This window comes from Brevundimonas sp. (assembly GCF_036400995.1).
GTDB lineage: Bacteria > Pseudomonadota > Alphaproteobacteria > Caulobacterales > Caulobacteraceae > Brevundimonas.
Window position 1 is genome coordinate 1 of sequence record NZ_DASWWG010000035.1, and the last position, 21,149, is coordinate 21,149.

The window sequence follows — 21,149 nt, forward strand, 5'->3', positions numbered from 1 at the left end:
TGGAAATGTTCCGCAAGCTGCTGGATCAAGGTCAAGCGGGCGACAACGTCGGCGTGCTGCTGCGCGGCACCAAGCGTGAAGACGTCGAGCGCGGTCAGGTTCTGGTGAAGCCGGGTTCGATCACCCCGCACACCAAGTTCCAGGCCGAAGCCTACATCCTGACGAAGGAAGAAGGCGGCCGTCACACGCCGTTCTTCACCAACTACCGTCCGCAGTTCTACTTCCGCACGACCGACGTGACCGGCATCGTGCACCTGAAGGAAGGCGTCGAGATGATCATGCCGGGCGACAACGCCGAGCTGAGCGTCGAGCTGATCACCCCGATCGCCATGGACCAGGGCCTGCGCTTCGCCATCCGTGAAGGCGGCCGCACCGTCGGCGCCGGCGTCGTCGCCAAGATCATCGAGTAATCCTTGATCGAAGGGCGCTAGCGCGAACGACGCGGTCGTTCGCTGCTTGAGCGCCGACTGACTACCGAGACGGCCCCCGGAGAAATCCGGGGGCCGTTTTCTTTTGCGCGCGAGGCGGTGAGGGGAGGGGCGTCCGCCGGCCCGGCTTCGCCTCTCAGGCGATCCGCCGTGGTTAAGGCCGCAACCGCCGGGGGCGGGGCCTTGCCGGAACCCGAATCCTTCGTCTTTGTTCGTCAAGGATCATTAAGGTTTCGGTAACCACATGCGTCGCGCCCTCCATATCGGTCTGTTCATCGGCACCCTGATCGGGATGTCGGCCTGCGCCGCGGTTCCGGCCGACGACGGGGCCTCGCGCGGCGCCTACGGCTCGGTCGAGATCGGCCGTCGGGGCTGAGCCGGGGAAGGGTTTTCCTGAAAACCGTGGCGGTCCGGGCGAAACGCCCCTATCATCGCGCCTGCGGACGCCGTTTGTCGCGCCGCGTCGGTCCTCCTCCCCCTAGATGTTAGCCATCGCCATCGCCGTCGTTCTGCTCCTCGTGGTGCTCAACGGCGTCTTCGCCATGACCGAGCTCGCGGTCGTGTCCTCGCGCAAATCCAAGCTGCAGAGCCGGGCGGAGCGGGGAGACCGGGGCGCCCGGGCGGCGCTGAAGCTGGCCGAGGAGCCGACTCACTTCCTGTCGGCCGTGCAGGTCGGCATCACCCTGATCGGCATTCTGGCGGGCGCCTACGGTCAGGCCGCCATCGCCGGCGAGCTGAACCACATTCTGGAGCGTTCCCTGCCGGCGATCGCGCCCTGGTCGGAAGCCATCGCCACCGGCATCGTGGTCGTGCTGATCACCTATGTGTCGCTGATCGTCGGCGAGCTGGTGCCCAAACGCCTGGCCCTGATCTTCCCGGAAGCCATCGCCGCCAAGATGGCCGCGCCGATCTCCAGCCTGGCGCTGGTGCTCAAGCCTTTCGTGCTGCTGCTGACGGCCTCGACCTCGGGCATCCTCAAGGTGCTGGGGGTCAAGGACCGCGACGGTTCGGACGTCACCCAGGAAGAGGTGGAGACGATGATCGCCGAGGGCACCTCGGCCGGTCTGATCGAGCCTGAAGAACAGGAGATGATCGAGGAGATCCTGACCCTCGGCGACCGCCCGATCCGGGTGGCCATGACGCCGCGGCACGAGGTCTTCTGGATCGCGCTGGACGACACCGACAAGCAGCTGCGCGAGGAAATCCGCAGCTGTCCGTATTCGCGCATCGTGGTCGCCCGCGAGAACGACGTCGATAACCCCATCGGGGTGGTCCACAAGAAGGACCTGCTCGACAGCCTGCTGACCAACGGCAAGTTCGACATCGAATCGCTGGTGCAGGTCCCGGCCTTCATCCCGCAGTCGACCTCGGTGCTGAAGGCGCTGGAGATCCTGAAGGCGTCCAAGGTCCACATGGCCTTCCTGGTCGATGAGTTCGGCGCCTTCGAGGGCGTGGTCACCGCCACGGACCTGCTGGAGATGATCGCCGGCGACTTCGACGAGAGCCACGACGAGGCCGAGGGCTGGATCCGTCAGCGCGAGGACGGCAGCTGGCTGGTCGACGGCCAGACCGATCTGGAAGAGCTGGCCGACGAGCTGGGCGAGGATTTCGGCGAGGCCGAGGGCTTCCACACCGTCGCGGGGCTGGTCCTGCACCAGCTGTCGCGCGTGCCCGACGAGGGCGAGGTGCTGCAGCTGGGCCGCTTCGAGGTGGAGGTCATCGACATGGATGATCGCCGCATCGACAAGCTGCTGTTCCGTCAGGTCGTGGACAAGGATGACGAGGCCCAGGCCGTCGCCGCCCACCTTGATGAGCAGGGATAGGGCAGTTCTTTGCGATGATATGGCCGCAAGGCCGTCTCGGCGCTTGAAAAGGGCGTCGCGGTGGGGCATAGCCCCGCCTCTGGCGAAAGCAAACGCTGTCGGGACGCCCCGACGCCTTTGACTTTCTGCTCCAGGAGTTTAGCTCAGCTGGTAGAGCACCGGTCTCCAAAACCGGGGGTCGTGGGTTCGAGTCCCCCAACTCCTGCCATTTTCCCCCTGTCGGAACCGGATGGGAGTTCCCATCTGGTTCCGACAGGTTTGATTGTTTGAAGAGACGCCGCATGGCCAAGGCCAAGACTCCTTCGGGACGCCGCCCCCAGACCGCTCAACCGGCCATCGCCGGCAGCGCTGTCGCGGCTGACGCGCCGGCCCCGAAGAAGCGCACGTCGATTCCGCAGTTCATCAGCCAGGTGCGCGCCGAAGGCCGCAAGATCGTCTGGCCGACCCGCAAGGAAACGTGGATCACCTCGGTGATGGTCTTCATCATGGTCGTGGTGGCCACCGTCTTCTTCGCCGTGGTGGACTTCGGCCTGACGCGCCTGTCCCAGGTCGTCCTCGCGATCGGCCAGTAAGAAAGACCGACCCATGACCGACGTCGCCAAGCCCGCCAACCCGCGCCACAAGTGGTACATCGTCCACGCCTACTCGAACTTCGAGAAGAAGGTGGCCGAGCAACTGCGCGAGCAGGCCAAGCAGCAGGGCCTCGAGGACAATTTCTCGGAAATCCTGGTCCCGACCGAAGAGGTCGTGGAAGTGCGCCGCGGCCGCAAGGTCAACTCGGAGCGCAAATTCTTCCCGGGCTATGTCCTGGTGAAGATGGAGATGACCGACAACGCCTACCACCTGGTCAAGAACACCCCGAAGGTGACCGGCTTCCTGGGCGCCGCGGGCGGCACCAAGCCGCTGCCGGTTTCGGAGCGTGAGGTCCAGAACATCATCGGCGCCGTGGAAGAGGGCGTCGAGCGTCCGAAGCCCACCATCCGCTTCGACATCGGCGAGACCGTCAAGGTCATCGACGGCCCGTTCGCCAGCTTCGACGGCCAGGTCGAGAGCGTCGACGAGGAACACGCCCGCCTGCGCGTCGCCGTGTCGATCTTCGGCCGCCCGACCCCGGTGGACCTGGAGTACAATCAGGTGGAGAAGGTCGCGGCCTAAGGCGCGACCGGACCTCAGGATTTCGCGACGGCGGCCCTCGGGCTGCCGTTTGCAATTCAGCCCTTCGTCCGCTATACGCGCGCCTCGCCCGGAAAGGGCGGCGCGAGCGATCGCGTAAATCCGTGGGAGGCAGCCATGCCCGACCACGGCTCACCGGTCCCGATTGAGTTCGGGGTCACTGTTTAGGAGAGACCAATGGCCAAGAAGATTCTCGGCTATATCAAGCTGCAAGTGCCGGCCGGTTCGGCCACGCCTTCGCCCCCGATCGGCCCGGCTCTGGGTCAACGCGGCGTGAACATCATGGGCTTCTGCAAGGAGTTCAACGCGCGGACCGAGAAGGAAGCCAAGGGCACCCCGCTTCCGACCGTCATCACCGTCTACCAGGACAAGTCGTTCACCTTCATCACCAAGACGCCGCCGGCGACCTGGTACCTGAAGCAGGCCACCGGCCTGAAGTCGGGCGCCAAGCTGACGGGCCGTGAAACGGCCGGCAAGATCAAGCAGTCGCAACTGCGCGAGATCGCCGAGAAGAAGATGAAGGATCTGAACGCCAACGATCTCGACGCCGCGGCGAAGATCATCGAAGGCTCGGCCCGCGCGATGGGCCTGCAAGTGGTGGAGGGCTAACTCATGGCCAAGCTGACCAAGGCCCAGAAAGCCCGCACCGGCGACCGCGACGCCCTGCTGTCGTTCGAGGAAGCCATCAAGCTCGTGAAGGACAACGCCAAGGCGAAGTTCGACGAGTCGATCGAAATCGCCGTCAACCTGGGCGTTGACCCGCGTCACGCCGACCAGCAGGTCCGTGGCGTCGTCAACCTGCCGTCGGGCACCGGCCGTGACGTCCGCGTCGCCGTCTTCGCCAAGGACGCCAAGGCTGATGAAGCCCGCGCCGCCGGCGCTGAATACGTCGGCGCCGAGGATCTGTACGAGCAGATCAACGGCGGTCTGATGGACTTCGACCGCGTCATCGCGTCGCCGGACATGATGGCCCTCGTCGGCCGTCTGGGTAAGGTGCTGGGCCCGCGCGGCCTGATGCCGAACCCGAAGGTCGGCACCGTGACCCCGAACGTCGCCCAGGCCGTCAAGGACGCCAAGGGCGGCGCCGTCGAGTTCCGCGTCGAGAAGGCCGGTATCGCTCACGGCGGCATCGGCAAGGCCTCGTTCACCCAGGACGCCCTGGAAGCCAACGTGAAGGCTTTCGTGGACGCTCTGGTCCGTTCGAAGCCGTCGGGCGCCAAGGGCACCTACGTCAAGAAGATCAGCCTGTCGTCGACGATGGGCCCGGGCTTCAAGGTCGACCCGGCCTCGCTGGGCGCCTGATAGGCTCCACGTGCTGAAATGATGAGGCCCCGGAAGAGCGATCTTCCGGGGCCTTTTTCTTTGGCCTACCGCCCTTCGGGCTACTTGAGGCCGGGCTTGGCCTACCGCCCTTCGGGCTGCTTGAGGCCGAGAGGCGGCCAGCTCAGTAGGCGGCGGTGAAGCGGGCGCGGCTGTGCTTCGGCTGTTCCAGCTCGTCGATCATGGCGATGGCGTAGTCGGCGAAGCTGATGCGGCTTTCGCCTTTGGCGTCGGTCAGCAGCTGGTCCGTGCCGGTGCGGAAAGCGCCCAGACGCGGGCCTTCCTCGATGAAGGCGGCGGGAGAGAAGAAGGTCCAGTTCACGTCGCTGACGCCGCGCAGGGTCTCGAGCGCGGTCAAGCCGGGCAGGGCGTAGGGCTTGAACTCCTCCGGGAAGTCCGGGGTGTCGAACAGGCGCAGGCCGGGCGCGACCTCGAGGCTTGCGGCGCCGCCGGTGATCAGCAGGCGAGGGACGCCCGCCTCGCGCACGGCGGTCAGCAGGGTCTCCATCGGGATGTCGAAATGCAGGGCGCTGATCAGTGCGTCCGCGCCCTGGAGCAGGGGGACAAGCGCGGCGGCGTCGGACGCATCACCGGGGACGGCGGTGACGCCATCGGCCGCCGGGATGGCCTCGGGCTTGCGGGCGACGGCGGTGACCGTGTGGCCGCGCGCGGCGGCTTCCCGGGTGATTTCAGAGCCGGCGCGACCGCTGGCGCCGAGGACGACGATGTTCATGGGGAGGGTCCTTGGTGGTTTCCAATAGTGACCAAGTGCGATATGGAAATCGGTCATGCAAGAAGGCACCGAAATCTCATCTGGTCACCCACGGGAAACCGCCCGGGCTTTTGAGCGCGGCGACGTCTATGCCGCCCAATGCCCGACGCGGCAGCTGCTGGACCGGATCGCGGACAAGTGGACGACCCTGCTGCTGACCACGCTCGACGAGGGGCCGATGCGGTTCAACGCCCTGAAGCGGCGGATCGAGGGGGTGTCGCAGAAGATGCTCAGCCAGACCCTGCGCCAGATGGAGCGGGACGGGCTGGTGCTGCGCCACGTCGAGGCGACCGTGCCCGTGAGCGTGACCTATGAGATCACCCCGCTGGGACGGACGTTGGTGGTGGCGCTGACGCCGATGATCGACTGGGCGGAGACCCGGATGGGCGAGGTCGAGGCGGCCCGCCAGGACTATGACGCCCGGGAGGGCTGAGCGGTCCGAATCCGCTGCGGTGACCGTTTGTGACGAACGCTCCGCCATCGGACGGGTTGACGCAGGCGGCGTCTCGCGGGAGTGAGCGCGAACGGTCGTGCTCGCGACTTCCGGAGATTCGCCGATGCTGGGCTGGTTCCAGGCGCTGCTGCCCAAGGAAGAGAATTTCTTCCGTCTGTTCGACGCTCACGCGGCGACGCTGATCAACGGCGCCGAGGCCTTGCGCAAGGTGCTGGAGGGCGGCGACGAAGTCCCGCGCTGGTGCCAGCGGATCGTCGATCACGAGCATGAGGCCGACGCGGTGGCGCGCGAGGTCCTGTTCGCCGTCCGCCGCAGCTTCATCACCCCGTTTGATCGCTCGGACATCCGGGGGCTGACCAACTCGCTGGATGACTCGATCGACCAGATGCAGAAGACCGCCAAGGTCATCAGCCTGTACGAGATGCGCGAGTTCGCGCCGCACATGCGGCAGCTGGGCGACATCGCCGTCGAGGCCGCGGTGCTGACGGTCGAGGCGGTCAGCCTGCTGCCGGCCATGCGTCGCAACAGCGGCCGCCTGAACGAGCTGACCGAGAAGATCGCCCGCCTCGAGAGCGACAGCGACGCCCTCTACGACGCGGGCATGAAGGCCCTGTACGAGACGCACAAGGCGGGCAACGCCATGGCCTTCATCACCGGCGCCGAGGTCTATGACCATCTGGAGAAGGTGGTGGACCGGTTCGAGGACGTGGCCAACCGCATCAACGGCGTTCTGGTCGAGCACCTGTAAGAGGCGGCCCGGATGGACCACGCCCTGCTGATCCTGATCTTCCTGATCGGCGTCGCCCTGCTGTTCGACTTCCTGAACGGCCTGCACGACGCCGCCAACTCGATCGCCACCATCGTGGCGACCCGGGTGCTGCCCCCCTTCTATGCGGTGGGTTGGGCCGCCTTCTTCAACTTCATCGCCTTCCTGTTCTTCGGCCTGCACGTGGCCAATACGATCGGGAAGGGGATCATCGATCCGTCCGTCATTTCGGATCAGGTGATCTTCGGCGCCCTGATGGGGGCGATCAGCTGGAACGTCATCACCTGGCTGGCGGGCATTCCGTCGTCGAGCTCGCACGCCCTGGTCGGCGGCCTGCTGGGCGCGGGCGTGGCCAAGGCGGGGACAGGCGCGGTCGTCGTGTCGGGCGTGACCAAGACCGTGGCCGCGATCTTCCTGTCGCCCGCGGTGGGCTTCGCCCTGGCGCTGATGCTGGTCTTCGTCGTCTCGTGGCTGTTCGTGAAGGCCAATCCGTCGTTCGCGGACCGCGTCTTCCGCAAGCTGCAGTTCGTCTCGGCCTCGGCCTATTCGCTGGGCCACGGCGGCAATGACGCCCAGAAGACCATGGGGATCATCGCCGTGCTGCTGCTGTCCCGCGCGCCGGCGGGGACCGAGTTCCACGTGCCGTTCTGGGTGGTCATCACCTGTCAGGCCGCGATCGCCCTGGGCACCCTGTTCGGCGGCTGGCGGATCGTGCACACCATGGGCTCGCGGATCACCCGCCTGAGCCCGCAGCAGGGCTTCTGCGCCGAGACGGGCGGGGCGATCACCCTGTTCCTGGCCACCGGCCTGGGCATTCCGGTCTCGACCACCCACACCATCACCGGCGCCATCGTCGGCGTGGGGGCCGCCCGTCGCGCCAGCGCGGTGCGCTGGGGCGTGGCGCGCAGCATCGTCACCGCCTGGTTCATCACCATGCCCGCCGCGGCGGCCATCGGCGCAGCCTTCTTCTGGCTGGGCGGGTTCTTCCTGACCTGATGGCCAGCGACGTCGTCCGCACCGAACGGGCCGAGCGGCGTCAGGTGGCGGCCCTGCCCTGGCGGCGTGGGGCGGACGGGCAGGTGGAGATCCTGCTGGTGACCTCGCGCGAGACGCGGCGCTGGGTGACGCCCAAGGGCGGCCGGATGCCCGGCCTGACCGACGCAGAAGCCGCCGCCGTCGAGGCGCTGGAGGAGGCCGGTGTCGAGGGAATCGTCACGGCCGAACCGCTGGGCACCTTCCGCTATCTGAAGGTGCTGAAGCGCCGGGCGCCGCGCTGGTGCGTGGTGTCGGTCTATTCGCTCGAGGTGACGACCGTTCACCCGACCTGGCAGGAACAGGCCCAGCGGGATCGGGTGTGGATGTCGCCGGAACAGGCTGCGGCCTGTGTGACCGAAGCGGACCTCGCGGAGATTATTCGCGCGTTTCACTGATCGACGGTTGTTTCCCGCAAGGGGTTCGCGGAAGGATGGGCGAAACTCCGGGGGACCCCAAGATGCGTTTCGTGATCGTCGCCGCCGCCGCTGCCGTCCTGATGGGCGCGGCCCTTCCCAGCTCCGTGGCTTATGCCGCCGAAGCCCCGGCCCCGGCTCCGGCCCAGGCGGCCGATGCGCCGTCGGCCCGCAAGCTTGAGCTGAGCCGTCGCTACCTCGACCTGATGATGACCGATCAGTTCGAGGGCGTGATCCACCAGATGCTGGGCGAGGAGTTCGCCAATGACGCGGACATGCAGAGCTTGCCCGACGCCGACCGTCGCTTCATCATCGGTCTGACGGCCGAACTGACGACCGACATGGTCCCGCAGATGATCGCGGAGATGGTGCCGGTCTACGCCAACATCTTCACCGAGGAAGAGCTGGTGGCCCTGGTGGAGTTCTATGACTCGCCGATGGGCCGCTCGATCGCCGAGAAGAGCGTGCAGGTGATGCCCGAGGCCAACCGCGCGGTCATGGCCGTGGTGCCGCAGATGCTGGAGAAGATGGCCACCCGGATGTGCCAGCACTACGGCTGCTCGCCGGCCGAGCTGGAAGAACTGCGTCGCGGCATGCGCGAGGGCGCGGGCATGAGCGACAGCGCCGCGCCCCCGCCGCGCGCCAAGTAACCCGGGCGTCAGGCGCGGCGGGCTTCCGCCATGAAGCAGCCGCGCCGGGCCGTGTGGATCTGGATCCGGACGACGGCCGGATCGGCGAACCAGTCTTCCAGCCGGGCCGCCAGATCGTTCCCCTCGACCACGTCGGCGTCCGTCATCATGTCGGCGGCGTCGTAGGCGCGCGCGGACAGCAGCCGACGCGCCAGCATGTCCGGCACCTCCCCGGGGCCGGGAGAGGCCTCCACGGCCGCCTCGCGGACAAAGACGGGGCCTTCGCCGCGATAGGGGCTGTGTGGGGCGTCCAGATGGCGGTGGCCGGCGAGGATCAGGGTCTCGCCGGGCGCGGCGTCGGTCAGGCTGACGCGGCAGGGGGCGCTGTTCGGGGCGTCGGCGATCATCCGGCGCGCGCCCAGAGCCGTCAGGGCGTCATCGTCGAGGGCGAACAGCGGCAGGAAGGGCGAAAGCGGCAGGGGCAGGATGCGGAAGGTCATGATCGGAGGATCAGGCCGCGACCGTTCGCCGTCTGGCGGGTTTCGGCTGTTGCGCCGACGCGCCCGCATCCCCACAACGAGGGGCATGAACGCGCCTTTCAAGACCCCCGCCGATCCGCTGGACGCCCCGCAGTGGGACCTGTCCGATCTGTACGCCTCCCGCGAGGACGCCCGTATCGAGACCGATCTGGCGCGCGCCCGCGCTCTTGTCGGTGACCTGAACGGCCTGCAGGGGCAGTTGATCGCGGCGCAGGGCGAGCCGGCGGTGCTGGGCGAGCGGCTGGACCGGGCGATCACCCTGTACGAACAGGCGTCGGACGTGCTGGGCGGGCTGGGCGCCTATGCCTTCCTGTCGGCGTCCACGAACCGCAACGATGCGGGCGCACAGGGGTTCGAGGCGACGGTGCGCGAGAAGCTGACCGCCATCGCCACCCCGACCATCTGGGTCACGCTGGAGATCAACCAGCTGGACGAGGCCGCGGTCGAGGCGGCTCTGGTCGCCCATCCCGCCGCCGCCCGCTGGAGCCCCTGGCTGCGTCGCACGCGGGCGATGAAGCCGCATGAGCTCAGCCAGGAGATGGAGACCTTCCTCGCCGAGCGCGGCCCGATCAGCGCCCAGTGGCCGCGTCTGTTCGACGAGACGCTGGCGGCGATGAAGGTGAAGGTCGCGAAGGAGGAACTGACCCTCGCGGAGGCCCTGAACCGCCTGTCCGATCCCAAGGGCGCGAAGCGCAGGGCCGCGGCCGAGGGGCTGGACGAAGCGCTGGGTGCGCGGGCGTCGACGATGGCGCTGGTGCTGAACACCGTGGCCGCCGACAAGGCGTTGGAGGACCGCTGGCGCGGCTTCAAACGTCCCGCTGACGGCCGTCACCTGTCAAATGAGGTGCATGGCGAGTCCGTTGACGCCATGGCCGAGGCCGTCGCCGCCGCCTATCCGGTCCTGTCGCACCGCTACTACGCCCTGAAGGCGAAGGTGCTGGGCAAGCCGAAGCTGGACCAGTGGGACCGCAATGCGCCGCTGGAGACCACGGCGCCGCGCGGCTGGGACTGGGCGCAGGGCCGCTCGCTGGTGCTGGAGAGCTTCGCCGATCTGGGCGACGAGTTCGCCGGCCGGGCGCAGGGCTTCTTCGACAAGCCGTGGATCGACGGCCGCGCGCGGCCGGGCAAGCAGTCGGGCGCCTATGCCCACCCGGTGACCTCGGACCGCCACCCCTATGTCTTCCTGAACTGGATGGGCGAGCGGCGCGATGTGTTGACGCTGGCGCATGAGCTGGGCCACGGGGTGCACCAGACGCTGGCGGCGGGGCAGGGGTCCTTGCTCGCCGACACGCCCCTGACGCTGGCCGAGACCGCTTCGATCTTCGCCGAGGGGCTGACCTTCGACCGTCTGCTGAAGACGGCGCCGGAGGCCGAGAAGCGCGGCCTGCTGGCCGGGCGGATCGAGGACGGGCTGAACACGGTCGTGCGCCAGATCGCCTTCCACCGCTTCGAGACCCGCTTCCATGACGAGCGGGCCAAGGGCGAGGTGCCGGTCGAGCGGATCGGCGAGATCTGGCTGGAGGAGATGGGCGGTTCGCTGGGGCCGGCGGTGACCCTGAACCCGGGCTATGAGCACTGGTGGAGCTACGTCAGCCACTTCGTCCACTCGCCCTTCTATGTGTACGCCTATGCCTTCGGCGACCTGCTGGTGGCGGCGCTGATGGAGACGCGGGCCAAGGACCCGGCGGGCTTCACGCCGCTGTATCGGGAACTGCTCGCGGGTGGTGGATCGAAGGGCTACGTCGAGGCCTTGGCGCCATTCGGGCTGAACCCGCGCGACCCGGCCTTCTGGACCATCGGGACCAAGCGGCTGGAACGGCTGATCGACCAGTTCGAGGCGCTGGTCTGAGTTGACCCGGCGGCGGGGGCGGGCGACCGTCCCGGCCATGCGCTTTCTGATCCTCGCGGCCGCCGCCGCCTTCGCCCTGCCTGCCGTCGCCCAGACCCCAGCGCCTGAGCCGTCTCCGGCCACGCGCGCGATGGCCGCCGGTTACAAGGCCCTGACCGTGTGCAGCGCGCTGAAGAATGCCGAGGCCGCAGGTACGACGCGGACGCTGGAGAGCGTCGAGGGCAATGAGCTGGTCGGAATCTATCCGGAGCTGGACGGGCTGGTGCGTGAGATGCCGGTCGAGATCGGTGAGCGGATGGTCTCGGTCGCGTGGGATGAACGAATGCCGCCCCGGACGGCCGTCTATCGGGCCGGACGCGGCTGCGTGATCATGCCGGTCGGCTGGGCCGGTCCGGACGTGGTCGAACTCGCGACCGGGCGGCCGAGGCGGGATGACTTCCCGGTGGCGGCCCCCGGGCCGCAGACGGAGCAGGTCGCCGCCGTCATCGAGGGAGCCTTCGCCGGGGGCTATGGCGAGGGGGCCAACACGACGGCGGTGGTGGTCCTCCATAACGACCAGCTGGTGGCCGAGCGCTACGCGCCGGGCTTCGACGCCAGCACGCCGCAACGCACATGGTCGGTGGCCAAGTCCCTGGCCGGCACCGTGGTCGGCGCGGCGGTCTATCGTGACGAGGTGGATGTGAACGGCCGTGCCGAAGTGATGGACTGGGCGTCTCCGGCCGGCCTCGACGGTCAGTCCACGAAGGATGACGATCCGCGCGCCGCCATCACGCTGGACCAACTGCTGCGGATGTCTTCCGGCCTCACCAGTGACACGGCGGGCAACCGCACCGACGCCATCTACTTCGGCGGGGTCGGGGTGGACGAGCAGGTGACCGGCTGGCCTCTGATCGCGTCGCCCGGGACGCGCTTCCGCTATGCGAACAACGACATCCTGCTGGCCATGCTGGCGATTGATCGGACCTTCTACGCCCATCCGCCGTCAGCGCTGTTCCAGCGGCTGGGGATGTACAGGACCTGGGCCGAGACCGACTGGCGGGGAAATTACGTCCTCTCCAGCCAGGTCTGGTCCACCGCCCGTGACCTCGCCCGCTTCGGCCAGCTCTACGCCAATGACGGCGTCTGGAACGGCGAACGCATCCTGCCGGAGAACTGGCTGGAGTATGTGTCCACGCCGTCGGGGCCCCAGCCCGACGGGCCGCAGGGCTACGGCGCGACCTTCTGGCTGATGAACCGGTCGGAGGGCATTCCGCCGGACACCATCTCGGCCAACGGCAACCGGGGCCAGTATGTGATCATCGTACCGAGCCGGAACATCGTCATCGTCCGTCGGGGCGAGGACCCGACGGGCAAGCGGTTCGACCCCATCGCCTTCACCCGCGACGTTCTGGCGGCGCTGGACTGAGCGGAAAACGCGTCCGCCGCTTGAGCCTGCACACCGCACCGCTATAAGGGCGACGAACATCTTCTTCCGAATCCGGAACCGACCATGGCTGACCCCCACGCTCACGACGACTACGTTCGCGGCTCGATGGACATTCAGGAGCAACAGGCGACCTTCGACCTGTTCCTGGTGCTGTCGAAGTACGGCTCGCTGGCCATCGCGGCCCTGCTGGCCTTCCTGACCCTGTGGTTCATGCCCTCGGGCAGCTTCATCCTGGGCGCCGGCGCCGCCGTGGTGCTGCTGGTCGCCGGTATCTTCTTCCTGCGCTCGCCCGCCAAGCACTGACGGTCTGAACCGCGAGAACACGAAAGGCCGGACTGCTCGGGCAGTCCGGCCTTTTTCGCGTCCGGACGCCCGTCGTCCGGGCCGGTCCCGCAGGGGCGGCGGCCATGGAGCGGTTGTCAGGGGGCGGCGATATCGGGGAGGGGCTTCAGGGCGGGTCAACGGCCCAACGCCGGATCCCGGAGGATCGGGTTGGCCGGGCCGTCTCCCGCCTTCTGAAAGCGCTAACAGCCTATCAGCGCCTCCGGCCCGGGCCAGAGGGCGGCGCACAATTTATGCTGCGACGCAGCGTAATCGCGAAGGCTGTTGCGGGGATGCACCACGAAGGCGCATCCGTCGGGACGATCAGGCCCCGGCGACGGCGCGCAGGGCCGAGGCCTGCGGCGCGCTGGGGATGGTGCTGACGCTGACGCCCGCCTCGTCCGGAACCGCCAGGAAGCCGGCCTTGGCCGCGGCGTCGCCCAGACGGCGGCGCGAGGTCAGGACCACCAGCGGGGCCGAGAACAGCAGGGGCAGGACCACCGGGGCGAACCAGGTGACCAGGTCCGGGCGGAAGCCCAGGCCGACGCAGAACAGCAGGCCGGTGGCCATCTGCCAGCGCATGGCGCGGAAGGCGTCACGCCAGCTGACGCCGTCGGCGTCGCGGTCCTGGGCCTTCCAGCCGGCGTCGTGGCCGAAGGCGATCTGGATGATGGCCTTGGTGTTGGCGACCATCATGATCGGGGCGATCAGGGCCGACAGGAAGATCTCCATGGCCATGCCCTTGGCGATGCGCTTGCCGCCGCCGAAGGCGCGACGCTCGCGCGGACGGCTCAGGACCAGCAGGCCGCCCATGACCTTGGGACCGATCAGCAGCACGCCCGACAGCAGGGTGGCCAGCATGAAGGGCGAGAATTCGGGGTTCAGCAGGTAGGCGAACGACGACCAGTCGGTCGGGTACTGCAGCTGGATGATCATGCCGGCGATCAGCGAGGCCAGCCACAGCGGCGACGAGAAGTAGGCCATGAAGCCCATGGCCATCTGGACACGGTTCATCACGGTCATGCTGCGGGTCTTCAGCAGGCCCAGGTGCTGCATGTTGCCCTGGCACCAGCGGTGGTCGCGCTGGATGAAGTCCAGCATGGTGGCCGGGGTTTCCTCGCAGCTGCCGTCGAGGGCGGCGGTGACGTGCACGGCCCAGCCGGCGCGGCGCAGCAGGGCGGCCTCGACGGTGTCGTGGCTCAGGATCGCGCCGCCGAACGGCTCGCGGCCGGCGAGGATCGGCAGGTGCGCGGTCGAGGCGAAGGCCTCGGTGCGCAGGATGGCGTTATGGCCCCAGTAGCTGGCTTCCGAACCGGCCCACCAGGCCAGGCCGGCGGCGGCCACGCGGCCGTACAGGCGCACGCTGAACTGCGAGATGCGCGCGAACAGGGTCTGGCCCTTGATGATGGTCGGGGTGGTCTGCAGCAGACCGATGCCCGGATTGCGCTCCATGGCGTCGACCATGCGCAGGATGGTCTCGCCGGCCATGGTCGAATCGGCGTCCAGCACCAGCATGAACGGATAGGCGGCGCCGAAGCGCTGGGTCCATTCCGACAGGTTGCCGCACTTGCGCTCGATGTTCTTCTCGCGACGGCGGTAGAAGACGCGGCTGTGGGCGTGGGCGCGGAAGCCCAGATAGGCCTGATGCTCCTGATCGGCCGCTTCGGGCTTGGTCGAGTCGCTCAGGACGAAGATATCGAAGGCGTCCGAGACGCCGAGGCGAGCCAGCGAGTTATCGATGACGGCCAGGCGCGCGAAGGCGGCGCGGGCGTCCTCGTTGTACAGCGGCATCAGCAGGGCGGTGCGCTGGGTCGGCTCGGGCGGATGCGGGGCGAAGTTCAGGTCGTCCTGCTCGCGGCCGGTCAGCAGCACCCAGAAGCCGATGGCGGCGCTGGAGAACCAGCAGCCGACGGCCGTGATCAGAACGCCGAAGATCGCCAGAGAGGCGACTTCCAGCGCGTCGAAGCCGTGGCGGGCGAACAGGGCCACCGGCGCGATCAGGGCCAGGGCTGTAACAATTGCGGTCAGGGCGGCCAGCAGCAGGCGGCGGCCGCCGACGTTGACGGGCGAGGTCGCGGGCGTGGGAACGTCGGGAGTCGCATCCCAGGCGTTCAGGGACTGGCGCGGCATGGCCAGAGGGGATTCCTCGGGCAGCCAGGTCCAGGCCGGACGCTCATCAAGGCCAGTCGTGGCGTTGGCGGCGTCGATCCGGATCGCTTGGTTGGTCATGCGTCGTTCCAGGCCTCTGTTCCAACCCCGGCCGCATGCCGAAGGGGACTTGTTGCATTGCAACACGACGCACAATGTCGATCACTTCCGCGCGATTTTCAATCACGCAATGGTGAACTGACGAAGAAAAATGTGGGCCGGCCCGGTTTCAGGGGATTTGAGAGGGAGCTTCAGCGGACGGGGCTTCACGATCCGCGTGATCCTTGAGCCTGCGATCCAGCACCCAGGCCGCGATTCCCACCCATCCGACAAGGATCAGGGCATAGGCGCGCTCCCACCAGCCGACATTGGCGTCATTGACCGTGCCGGGCAACACCAGATGCTTGGTGAGCACCGTCAGCACCGCCATGACGACGAAGACGACGGCCAGGAAGACCTTGAGTCGTTTCAGGTCCAGCCGCTTCCACAGGCCCCAGAGCAGCAGCAGGGGGGCCAGCTGGATGCCCAGGCCCAGGTTGATGGCCATGTGGCGCGGGTCGGGCCAGGGGAAGAGGCTTGAGGCCGACAGACCGATCCCGGCGAGGATGAAGACCGCGGCAGTCAGGGCGGCGACGATGCGGCCGCCGGTCAGGGCGTGGATGGTCAGGCCGAAGCCCACGCCGGCGGCGATGCACATGCCGCCCGCCAGGAAGACGCCGCCGTTGAAGATCAGGGGAATGGGGGCCGAGGCGCCGCCCAGTTCGCTCAGATACTGGGTGGCGTGGTTGAACCCGGGCCAGGTCGCCACCGCGATCAGGACCGCCATCCCCGCGAGGACGGGCGCGCCCATGCCGATCCAAAGCAGGCGACGGCGGCGGTGATACTTCGCCCGGCCCGGCGGAACCGGGAAGGGCTTCAGGCCCCAGATCGGCCGGATCAGCGGAATGCGGCGGACGACCTCATAGATCAGCAGGCTGACGCCGAAGGTGATGCCGACCAGCGTCAGGGCCTCCAGCGGGGCGGGCATATGGGCCGGGCGGACGAACCAGACGGCGACCACGAGCACGGTCTGGTGGGCCAGGTAGAGCGGGAAGGTGGCGTCGACCAGATAGTTGAGGGCGGGCCCCTGGGCCTTGCGCAGGTAACGGCTGCCGTAGCCCAGGATGGCGGCGATCATCGCCCACTGGTCGACGGCGAAGACGACGGCGCGCGGGACGCCGAACCACGTGCCGCCGCCGGGATGGGCGGCCTGCGCCATCATCACCGGCAGGGCGATCAGGGCGACGACGGCGAACAGCCGGCGGCGACGTTCGAGCTCGGCCCACAGGGTTTCGTGCCGGACCATCAGGAAGCCGAACAGGAAGGCCCCCAGCGACAGGAAGTGGTTGTAGAAGTCCCACGTCAGCTTGTTGGTGATGCCGAAGATCGGGAACAGGACGATCCGGATCACGATCAGATAGGCGAGGGGGACCCAGACCAGCCGCCAGCCGGTCGTGTTCCGCGCCAGCCAGGCCTCGGCCTTTTCCATCAGGGCGGGGCGGGTCATCAGGGCGACGGCGGCCAGGCTGTAGGTCGCGATATAGACGATGAACCACAGGTGATTGACCGGCACGCCGTTCGCCAGCCCGGCCGGGCTGAACTCGTGCCACAGCCAGTCGGCGAAATTGCCGGTGAAGCCGCCCTTGTCGATCGCCTCGACCCAGGACTGGATCGGCACCAGCACGAGGGCGCCGAAGATCAGCGGCGGGATCAGCCGCTCGGCGCGGGCGCGCAGGGTCTGTCTGGCCGACCGCCGCCCGGTCATGAAGCGCAGCGCCGCGCCGGACACCAGGAACAGCAGGGTCAGCCGCCAGGGGTTCGTCAGCAGCAGCGCCTCGTGCAGCCATTCGAAGGTGTGGGCGCTGTGGATGTGCCAGTCGTACGGGGCGTAGACCAAGGCCACATGGTACAGGATCAGCAATCCGAAGGCGGCGACCCGGATCCAGTCCAGATCGTTGCGGCGCTGACTTGGGGCGGGGACGGATGACACGCGGCGTCTATGGTCGAGCGCGGGCCGCCTGTCCATGCGGCGCGTTTTGACGGCCTGCGCCGGAACGGCCTAACGTCGCTCCACAAAAGAACGAGGGAGGGATTCGCTTGGCCGTCGCCATCGCCGTGACCCGCGAACGCCGTGAAGGCGAGACGCGCTGCGCCGTCACTCCCGAGACCGTGAAAAAGCTGATCGCGTTGGGCGCGACGGTGACCGTCGAGGCCGGAACGGGCGCGGGTTCATCCATCCCGGACGCCGAATACGAAGCCGCCGGCGCGACGGTGGCCAAGGACACCAAGGCCGTGCTGACCGGCGCGGACATCCTGCTGAAGGTGCGCGGGCCGACGGCGCAGGAGATCAGCGCCCTGAAGCCCGGCGCGATCGTCGCCGCCATGCTGGACGCCTATCGCGAGAAGGACACGGTGCAGGCGCTGGCCGGGGCCGGGACGACCGCCTTCGCCATGGAGTTCGTGCCGCGCATCACGCGGGCGCAGGTGATGGACGTGCTGTCCTCGCAGGCCAATCTCGCCGGTTACCGCGCGGTGATCGAGGCGGCCTATGCGTATGGGAAAGGCTTCCCGATGATGATGACGGCGGCGGGCACGGTCGCCGCGGCCAAGGTCTTCGTCATGGGCGCGGGCGTCGCGGGGCTGCAGGCCATCGCCACCGCCCGGCGCCTGGGCGCGGTGGTCACCGCCACGGACGTGCGCCCGGCCTCGAAGGAACAGGTCGAGTCGCTCGGGGCGAAGTTCGTCGCCGTCGAGGACGAGGAGTTCAAGGCCGCCGAGACCGCCGCCGGCTACGCCAAGCCGATGTCCGCCGAGTATCAGGCCAAGCAGGCCGAGCTGACGGCGTCGCACATCGTCAAGCAGGACATCGTGATCACCACGGCCCTGATCCCTGGCCGCGCCGCGCCCCGTCTGGTCACGGCGGCCCACGTCGCCTCGATGAAGCCCGGCTCGGTGCTGGTCGATCTGGCCATCGACAACGGCGGCAATGTCGAGGGGGCGAAGCTCGGCGAGGTGGTCACCACCCCGAACGGCGTCCAGATCGTCGGCTGGTCCAACCTGCCGGGGCGGATCGCCGCGGACGCCAGCGCCCTCTACGCCCGTAACCTCGTCGCCTTCGTCGGCCTGTTCGTGAAGGACGGCGCGCTGGCGGTCGATCTGGAAGACGAGATCCTCAAGGCGTCGGTGGTCACCAGCGGCGGCGCCGTGGTGCATGAAGGAGTGAAGGGCTGATGGAACACGTCGATCCCACCATCTTCCGGCTGGCCATCTTCGTGCTGGCGATCTTTGTCGGCTACTACGTCGTCTGGTCGGTGACGCCGGCCCTGCACACGCCGCTGATGGCGGTGACCAACGCCATCTCCTCGGTCATCATCGTCGGCGGCCTGATCGCCGCCGCCGCGACCGCCTCGGGCGGGGACGGCTGGATCGCCAAGGGGGCGGGTGTGGCGGCTGTCACCCTGGCCAGCGTCAACATCTTCGGCGGCTTCATGGTCACGCGGCGCATGCTGGCCATGTATCGCAAGAAGGAGCGGCCGAAGTGATCCGCCCCATCGACTACGTCTTCATCATCGGGGTTCCGGTTGTTCTGGTGGCCCTGCTGGTGCTCGTGCTGGTCAGCGGGCGTCTGGCGGCGCCGGCGCGCGCGGCCATCGAGCGGCTGCTGGGCCGGATCTTCTGGCCGCTGGTCACGATCTACTGGACCTGGCGCGCCATCGAGTTCGGCCTGGCCCATGAGTGGATCAGCATGGTTCTGATGGGCGCGGTCGCGGCCGTGTTCGGCGCCCAGGGGCTGGCCGCGATCCGGCAGGGTCGCTTCCTGCCGGTCCGGAGGCCCGCCGTCCCGTGACCTTCGACGTCGCCGGCATCGTTTTCTGGATATCGATCGTCGGTCTGGCGGTCGGCGCCGGCCTGTGGGCGTGGTCCTTCTTCATCGAGAAGCATCCGCTGCGCCGGTTGAGGCAGATCGACTGCGGCACGGTTCTGGTCTTTTCATCGATCCTCCTGCGGTTCCTCGGACAGGGACGACCGCTGGGAGTGATCGAATGGGCGCTGGCGCTGCTGTCGCCCCTGTTCGTGGCGGCGGCCCTGTGGCGGCTGTCGCGCACGGCGTGTCCGGCGAAGGGGCCGGTCAAACATAATCACAAGGGGGGAAGGGCATGAACGCATCCATCGCGGCGCTGGCCTATCTGGTCGCGGGCGTCCTGTTCATCCTGAGCTTGCGCGGGCTGTCGAGTCCGGAGACCAGCCGCCGGGGCAACACCTTCGGCATGATCGGCATGGCGCTGGCCGTCGGTGTGACCGTGCTGACCCTGTGGAGCTCGGGGGCGCTGGACCTGCTGACCGCGGGCCTGATCGTCGGCGGCGTGGTGGTCGGCGGCGGCGCGGGCGCGGTGATCGCGGGGCGGGTGCAGATGACCCAGATGCCCCAGCTGGTCGCGGCCTTCCACTCGCTGGTTGGCATGGCCGCCTGTCTGGTCGCCGTGGGCGCCGTCTATGCCCCCGACAGCTTCGGCATCGCCACCGCCGCGGGCGGGATCAAGACCCTGTCGATCATCGAGCTGAGCCTCGGCGTCGCCATCGGCGCCATCACCTTCACCGGCTCGGTGATCGCCTTCGCCAAGCTGAACGGAAACATGAGCGGCGCGCCGATCCTGCTGCCCGCCCGCCACCTGATCAACATTGCGCTGGCCCTGGCGCTGGTCCTGCTGATCGGCGTGATGATCGGCTCGGGCGGTACGGCGACCTGGGCCTTCTGGGGCGTCTTCCTGCTGGCGCTGGTTCTGGGTGCAACCCTGATCATCCCCATCGGCGGGGCGGACATGCCCGTCGTGGTCTCGATGCTGAACTCCTACTCCGGCTGGGCCGCGGCGGCGCTGGGCTTCACCCTGGAGAACATCGCCCTGATCATCACCGGGGCGCTGGTCGGCAGCTCGGGCGCGATCCTGAGCTACATCATGTGCAAGGGCATGAACCGCAGCTTCTTCAGCGTCATCCTGGGCGGCTTCGGCGGCGATGCCGCGGCGGCGGGCGGCGGGCATGTCGAGACGCGGCCGGTCAAGCAGGGCTCGGCCGAGGACGCCGCCTTCATCATGAAGAACGCCTCCAAGGTCATCATCGTGCCGGGTTACGGCATGGCCGTCGCCCAGGCCCAGCACGCCCTGCGCGAGATGGCCGACAAGCTGAAGGAGGAGGGGGTCGAGGTGAAATACGCCATCCACCCCGTCGCCGGCCGCATGCCCGGCCACATGAACGTCCTGCTGGCCGAGGCCAATGTTCCCTATGACGAGGTGTTCGAGCTGGAGGACATCAACTCGGAGTTCGGCACCTGCGACGTGGCCTTCGTCATCGGCGCCAACGACGTGACCAATCCGGCGGCCAAGACCGACCCGCAGTCGCCGATCTACGGCATGCCCATCCTCGACGTGGAGAAGGCGGGCACCGTGCTGTTCATCAAGCGCGGCATGGCGGCCGGCTATGCGGGCGTCGAGAACGAGCTCTTCTTCCGCGACAACACCATGATGCTGTTCGCCGACGCCAAGAAGATGGTCGAGGGGATCGTGAAGGCGCTCTAGGCTGAGCGTGAGAGCCCTTCGCGCGCCGGTGCGATGGCTTGCGACGCTCAACATGAGCCCTGGAGAAATGATGGCTGTGTTCCAAGGACTGAAAACCGTCGCCGTGCTGGGCGCCTTGGCCGGACTGGCCGCCTGTGGTCAGGCGGAGAGGGCGGAGAAAGCGGAGGAGAAGGGCGCGGCTCCGGCCGAGGCGACGGCGGCAGCGTCTGAGGCCGCTCCCTCGGCGGGCGGCGCAGCGACGATTGATCAGATGTTGGGTGTTCAGGTCGCCTATCTGGAATCCAAATTGGGTCCGGCACGCACGGTTCAGGACAAGGAACGGACCTATGAGATTGGCGACTGCACGGTCCGGGTCAGGGCCGAGGGCGGCGAGGTCGTCGGCTACGCCGTACCGATGACGCCGGCTTGCTCGACCCAGGCTCTGGCGGCGCTGAAGGACTA

At 68.1% G+C, this 21,149-nt stretch carries 23 protein-coding genes, 1 tRNA gene and 2 pseudogenes; 22 read left to right on the forward strand and 4 right to left on the reverse strand.

Annotated elements, in window-relative coordinates:
* The 8 genes and pseudogenes from tuf to rplA form a co-directional block, all read left to right on the forward strand.
* A pseudogene (gene tuf, locus VGE03_RS04660) lies at positions 1–410 on the forward strand (elongation factor Tu); the annotation flags it as partial.
* Positions 411–672: 262 nt separating this feature from the next.
* The gene (locus tag VGE03_RS04665; protein ID WP_331045304.1) at positions 673–804 is read left to right on the forward strand and encodes a hypothetical protein; all 132 of its coding nucleotides are present in this window, start codon (positions 673–675) and stop codon (positions 802–804) included.
* A gap of 106 nt (positions 805–910) precedes the next feature.
* Positions 911–2,251 carry a hemolysin family protein gene (locus tag VGE03_RS04670; protein ID WP_331045305.1) on the forward strand — a complete coding sequence of 447 codons (1,341 nt, stop codon included), beginning with the start codon at positions 911–913 and terminating at the stop codon, positions 2,249–2,251.
* 132 nt (positions 2,252–2,383) lie between these two features.
* A tRNA-Trp gene (locus tag VGE03_RS04675) sits at positions 2,384–2,459 on the forward strand.
* A gap of 73 nt (positions 2,460–2,532) precedes the next feature.
* On the forward strand, positions 2,533–2,823 hold the full coding sequence (secE, locus tag VGE03_RS04680; RefSeq protein ID WP_331045306.1) for a preprotein translocase subunit SecE: 291 nt from the start codon (positions 2,533–2,535) through the stop codon (positions 2,821–2,823).
* 13 nt (positions 2,824–2,836) lie between these two features.
* Complete coding sequence (gene nusG, locus VGE03_RS04685; protein WP_331045307.1) at positions 2,837–3,406, forward strand: transcription termination/antitermination protein NusG; 570 nt, start codon at positions 2,837–2,839, stop codon at positions 3,404–3,406.
* A 195-nt stretch (positions 3,407–3,601) separates the two neighbouring features.
* The gene (gene rplK / locus VGE03_RS04690; RefSeq protein ID WP_331045308.1) at positions 3,602–4,033 is read left to right on the forward strand and encodes a 50S ribosomal protein L11; all 432 of its coding nucleotides are present in this window, start codon (positions 3,602–3,604) and stop codon (positions 4,031–4,033) included.
* A gap of 3 nt (positions 4,034–4,036) precedes the next feature.
* Positions 4,037–4,726: a 50S ribosomal protein L1 gene (rplA, locus tag VGE03_RS04695; RefSeq protein ID WP_331045309.1), complete on the forward strand. Its 690-nt coding sequence runs from the start codon at positions 4,037–4,039 to the stop codon at positions 4,724–4,726.
* Between the two features lie 142 nt (positions 4,727–4,868).
* Here the strand turns inward: rplA and VGE03_RS04700 are convergent, their stop codons facing one another.
* A complete protein-coding gene (locus tag VGE03_RS04700; protein ID WP_331045310.1) occupies positions 4,869–5,477 on the reverse strand; it encodes an NAD(P)-dependent oxidoreductase in 609 nt (202 codons plus the stop codon).
* Positions 5,478–5,532: 55 nt separating this feature from the next.
* Between VGE03_RS04700 and VGE03_RS04705 the strand changes: the two genes are divergently transcribed.
* The 5 genes from VGE03_RS04705 to VGE03_RS04725 all read left to right on the forward strand — a co-directional run bounded on the left by VGE03_RS04705 (position 5,533) and on the right by VGE03_RS04725 (position 8,834).
* Positions 5,533–5,949, forward strand: a complete 417-nt coding sequence (locus VGE03_RS04705; protein ID WP_331045311.1) for a helix-turn-helix domain-containing protein — start codon at positions 5,533–5,535, stop codon at positions 5,947–5,949.
* Positions 5,950–6,073: 124 nt separating this feature from the next.
* On the forward strand, positions 6,074–6,718 hold the full coding sequence (locus VGE03_RS04710; RefSeq protein WP_331045312.1) for a DUF47 domain-containing protein: 645 nt from the start codon (positions 6,074–6,076) through the stop codon (positions 6,716–6,718).
* Between the two features lie 12 nt (positions 6,719–6,730).
* Positions 6,731–7,732: an inorganic phosphate transporter gene (locus tag VGE03_RS04715; protein ID WP_331045313.1), complete on the forward strand. Its 1,002-nt coding sequence runs from the start codon at positions 6,731–6,733 to the stop codon at positions 7,730–7,732.
* Positions 7,732–8,166 (forward strand): NUDIX hydrolase, encoded by a 435-nt coding sequence (locus VGE03_RS04720; RefSeq protein WP_331045314.1) that lies wholly within the window; start codon positions 7,732–7,734, stop codon positions 8,164–8,166. The genes VGE03_RS04715 and VGE03_RS04720 overlap by 1 nt, the downstream gene beginning before the upstream one ends.
* A gap of 62 nt (positions 8,167–8,228) precedes the next feature.
* A complete protein-coding gene (locus VGE03_RS04725; protein WP_331045315.1) occupies positions 8,229–8,834 on the forward strand; it encodes a DUF2059 domain-containing protein in 606 nt (201 codons plus the stop codon).
* Between the two features lie 8 nt (positions 8,835–8,842).
* Here the strand turns inward: VGE03_RS04725 and VGE03_RS04730 are convergent, their stop codons facing one another.
* Complete coding sequence (locus VGE03_RS04730) at positions 8,843–9,313, reverse strand: DUF1203 domain-containing protein (RefSeq protein WP_331045316.1); 471 nt, start codon at positions 9,311–9,313, stop codon at positions 8,843–8,845.
* An 85-nt stretch (positions 9,314–9,398) separates the two neighbouring features.
* On the opposite strand from VGE03_RS04730, the gene VGE03_RS04735 reads away from it, so the two are divergent.
* The 3 genes from VGE03_RS04735 (at position 9,399) to VGE03_RS04745 (ending at position 12,930) form a co-directional block, all read left to right on the forward strand.
* Positions 9,399–11,201, forward strand: coding sequence for a M3 family oligoendopeptidase (locus VGE03_RS04735; protein ID WP_331045317.1), 1,803 nt, complete (start codon positions 9,399–9,401; stop codon positions 11,199–11,201).
* Between the two features lie 37 nt (positions 11,202–11,238).
* On the forward strand, positions 11,239–12,606 hold the full coding sequence (locus VGE03_RS04740; protein ID WP_331045318.1) for a serine hydrolase: 1,368 nt from the start codon (positions 11,239–11,241) through the stop codon (positions 12,604–12,606).
* 84 nt (positions 12,607–12,690) lie between these two features.
* Positions 12,691–12,930: an aa3-type cytochrome c oxidase subunit IV gene (locus tag VGE03_RS04745; RefSeq protein ID WP_331045319.1), complete on the forward strand. Its 240-nt coding sequence runs from the start codon at positions 12,691–12,693 to the stop codon at positions 12,928–12,930.
* A 342-nt stretch (positions 12,931–13,272) separates the two neighbouring features.
* Here the strand turns inward: VGE03_RS04745 and mdoH are convergent, their stop codons facing one another.
* Positions 13,273–15,177, reverse strand: a complete 1,905-nt coding sequence (mdoH, locus tag VGE03_RS04750; RefSeq protein ID WP_331045320.1) for a glucans biosynthesis glucosyltransferase MdoH — start codon at positions 15,175–15,177, stop codon at positions 13,273–13,275.
* 148 nt (positions 15,178–15,325) lie between these two features.
* Positions 15,326–17,125, reverse strand: coding sequence for an acyltransferase family protein (locus VGE03_RS04755; RefSeq protein ID WP_331045321.1), 1,800 nt, complete (start codon positions 17,123–17,125; stop codon positions 15,326–15,328).
* 107 nt (positions 17,126–17,232) lie between these two features.
* Here VGE03_RS04755 and VGE03_RS04760 point away from each other — a divergent pair, with 107 nt between their 5' ends.
* The 6 genes and pseudogenes from VGE03_RS04760 to VGE03_RS04785 form a co-directional block, all read left to right on the forward strand.
* A complete protein-coding gene (locus tag VGE03_RS04760; RefSeq protein ID WP_331045322.1) occupies positions 17,233–18,366 on the forward strand; it encodes a Re/Si-specific NAD(P)(+) transhydrogenase subunit alpha in 1,134 nt (377 codons plus the stop codon).
* Complete coding sequence (locus VGE03_RS04765) at positions 18,366–18,677, forward strand: NAD(P) transhydrogenase subunit alpha (protein WP_331045323.1); 312 nt, start codon at positions 18,366–18,368, stop codon at positions 18,675–18,677. The genes VGE03_RS04760 and VGE03_RS04765 overlap by 1 nt, the downstream gene beginning before the upstream one ends.
* Entirely contained in the window at positions 18,674–18,982 is a 309-nt protein-coding gene (locus VGE03_RS04770) for a hypothetical protein (protein ID WP_331045324.1), read from the forward strand. The genes VGE03_RS04765 and VGE03_RS04770 overlap by 4 nt, the downstream gene beginning before the upstream one ends.
* Positions 18,979–19,296, forward strand: a complete 318-nt coding sequence (locus VGE03_RS04775) for a hypothetical protein (RefSeq protein WP_331045325.1) — start codon at positions 18,979–18,981, stop codon at positions 19,294–19,296. Before VGE03_RS04770 ends, VGE03_RS04775 begins: the two co-directional genes overlap by 4 nt.
* On the forward strand, positions 19,293–20,708 hold the full coding sequence (locus VGE03_RS04780) for an NAD(P)(+) transhydrogenase (Re/Si-specific) subunit beta (protein WP_331045326.1): 1,416 nt from the start codon (positions 19,293–19,295) through the stop codon (positions 20,706–20,708). The genes VGE03_RS04775 and VGE03_RS04780 overlap by 4 nt, the downstream gene beginning before the upstream one ends.
* A gap of 70 nt (positions 20,709–20,778) precedes the next feature.
* Positions 20,779–21,149, forward strand: a pseudogene (locus VGE03_RS04785) (hypothetical protein); the annotation flags it as partial.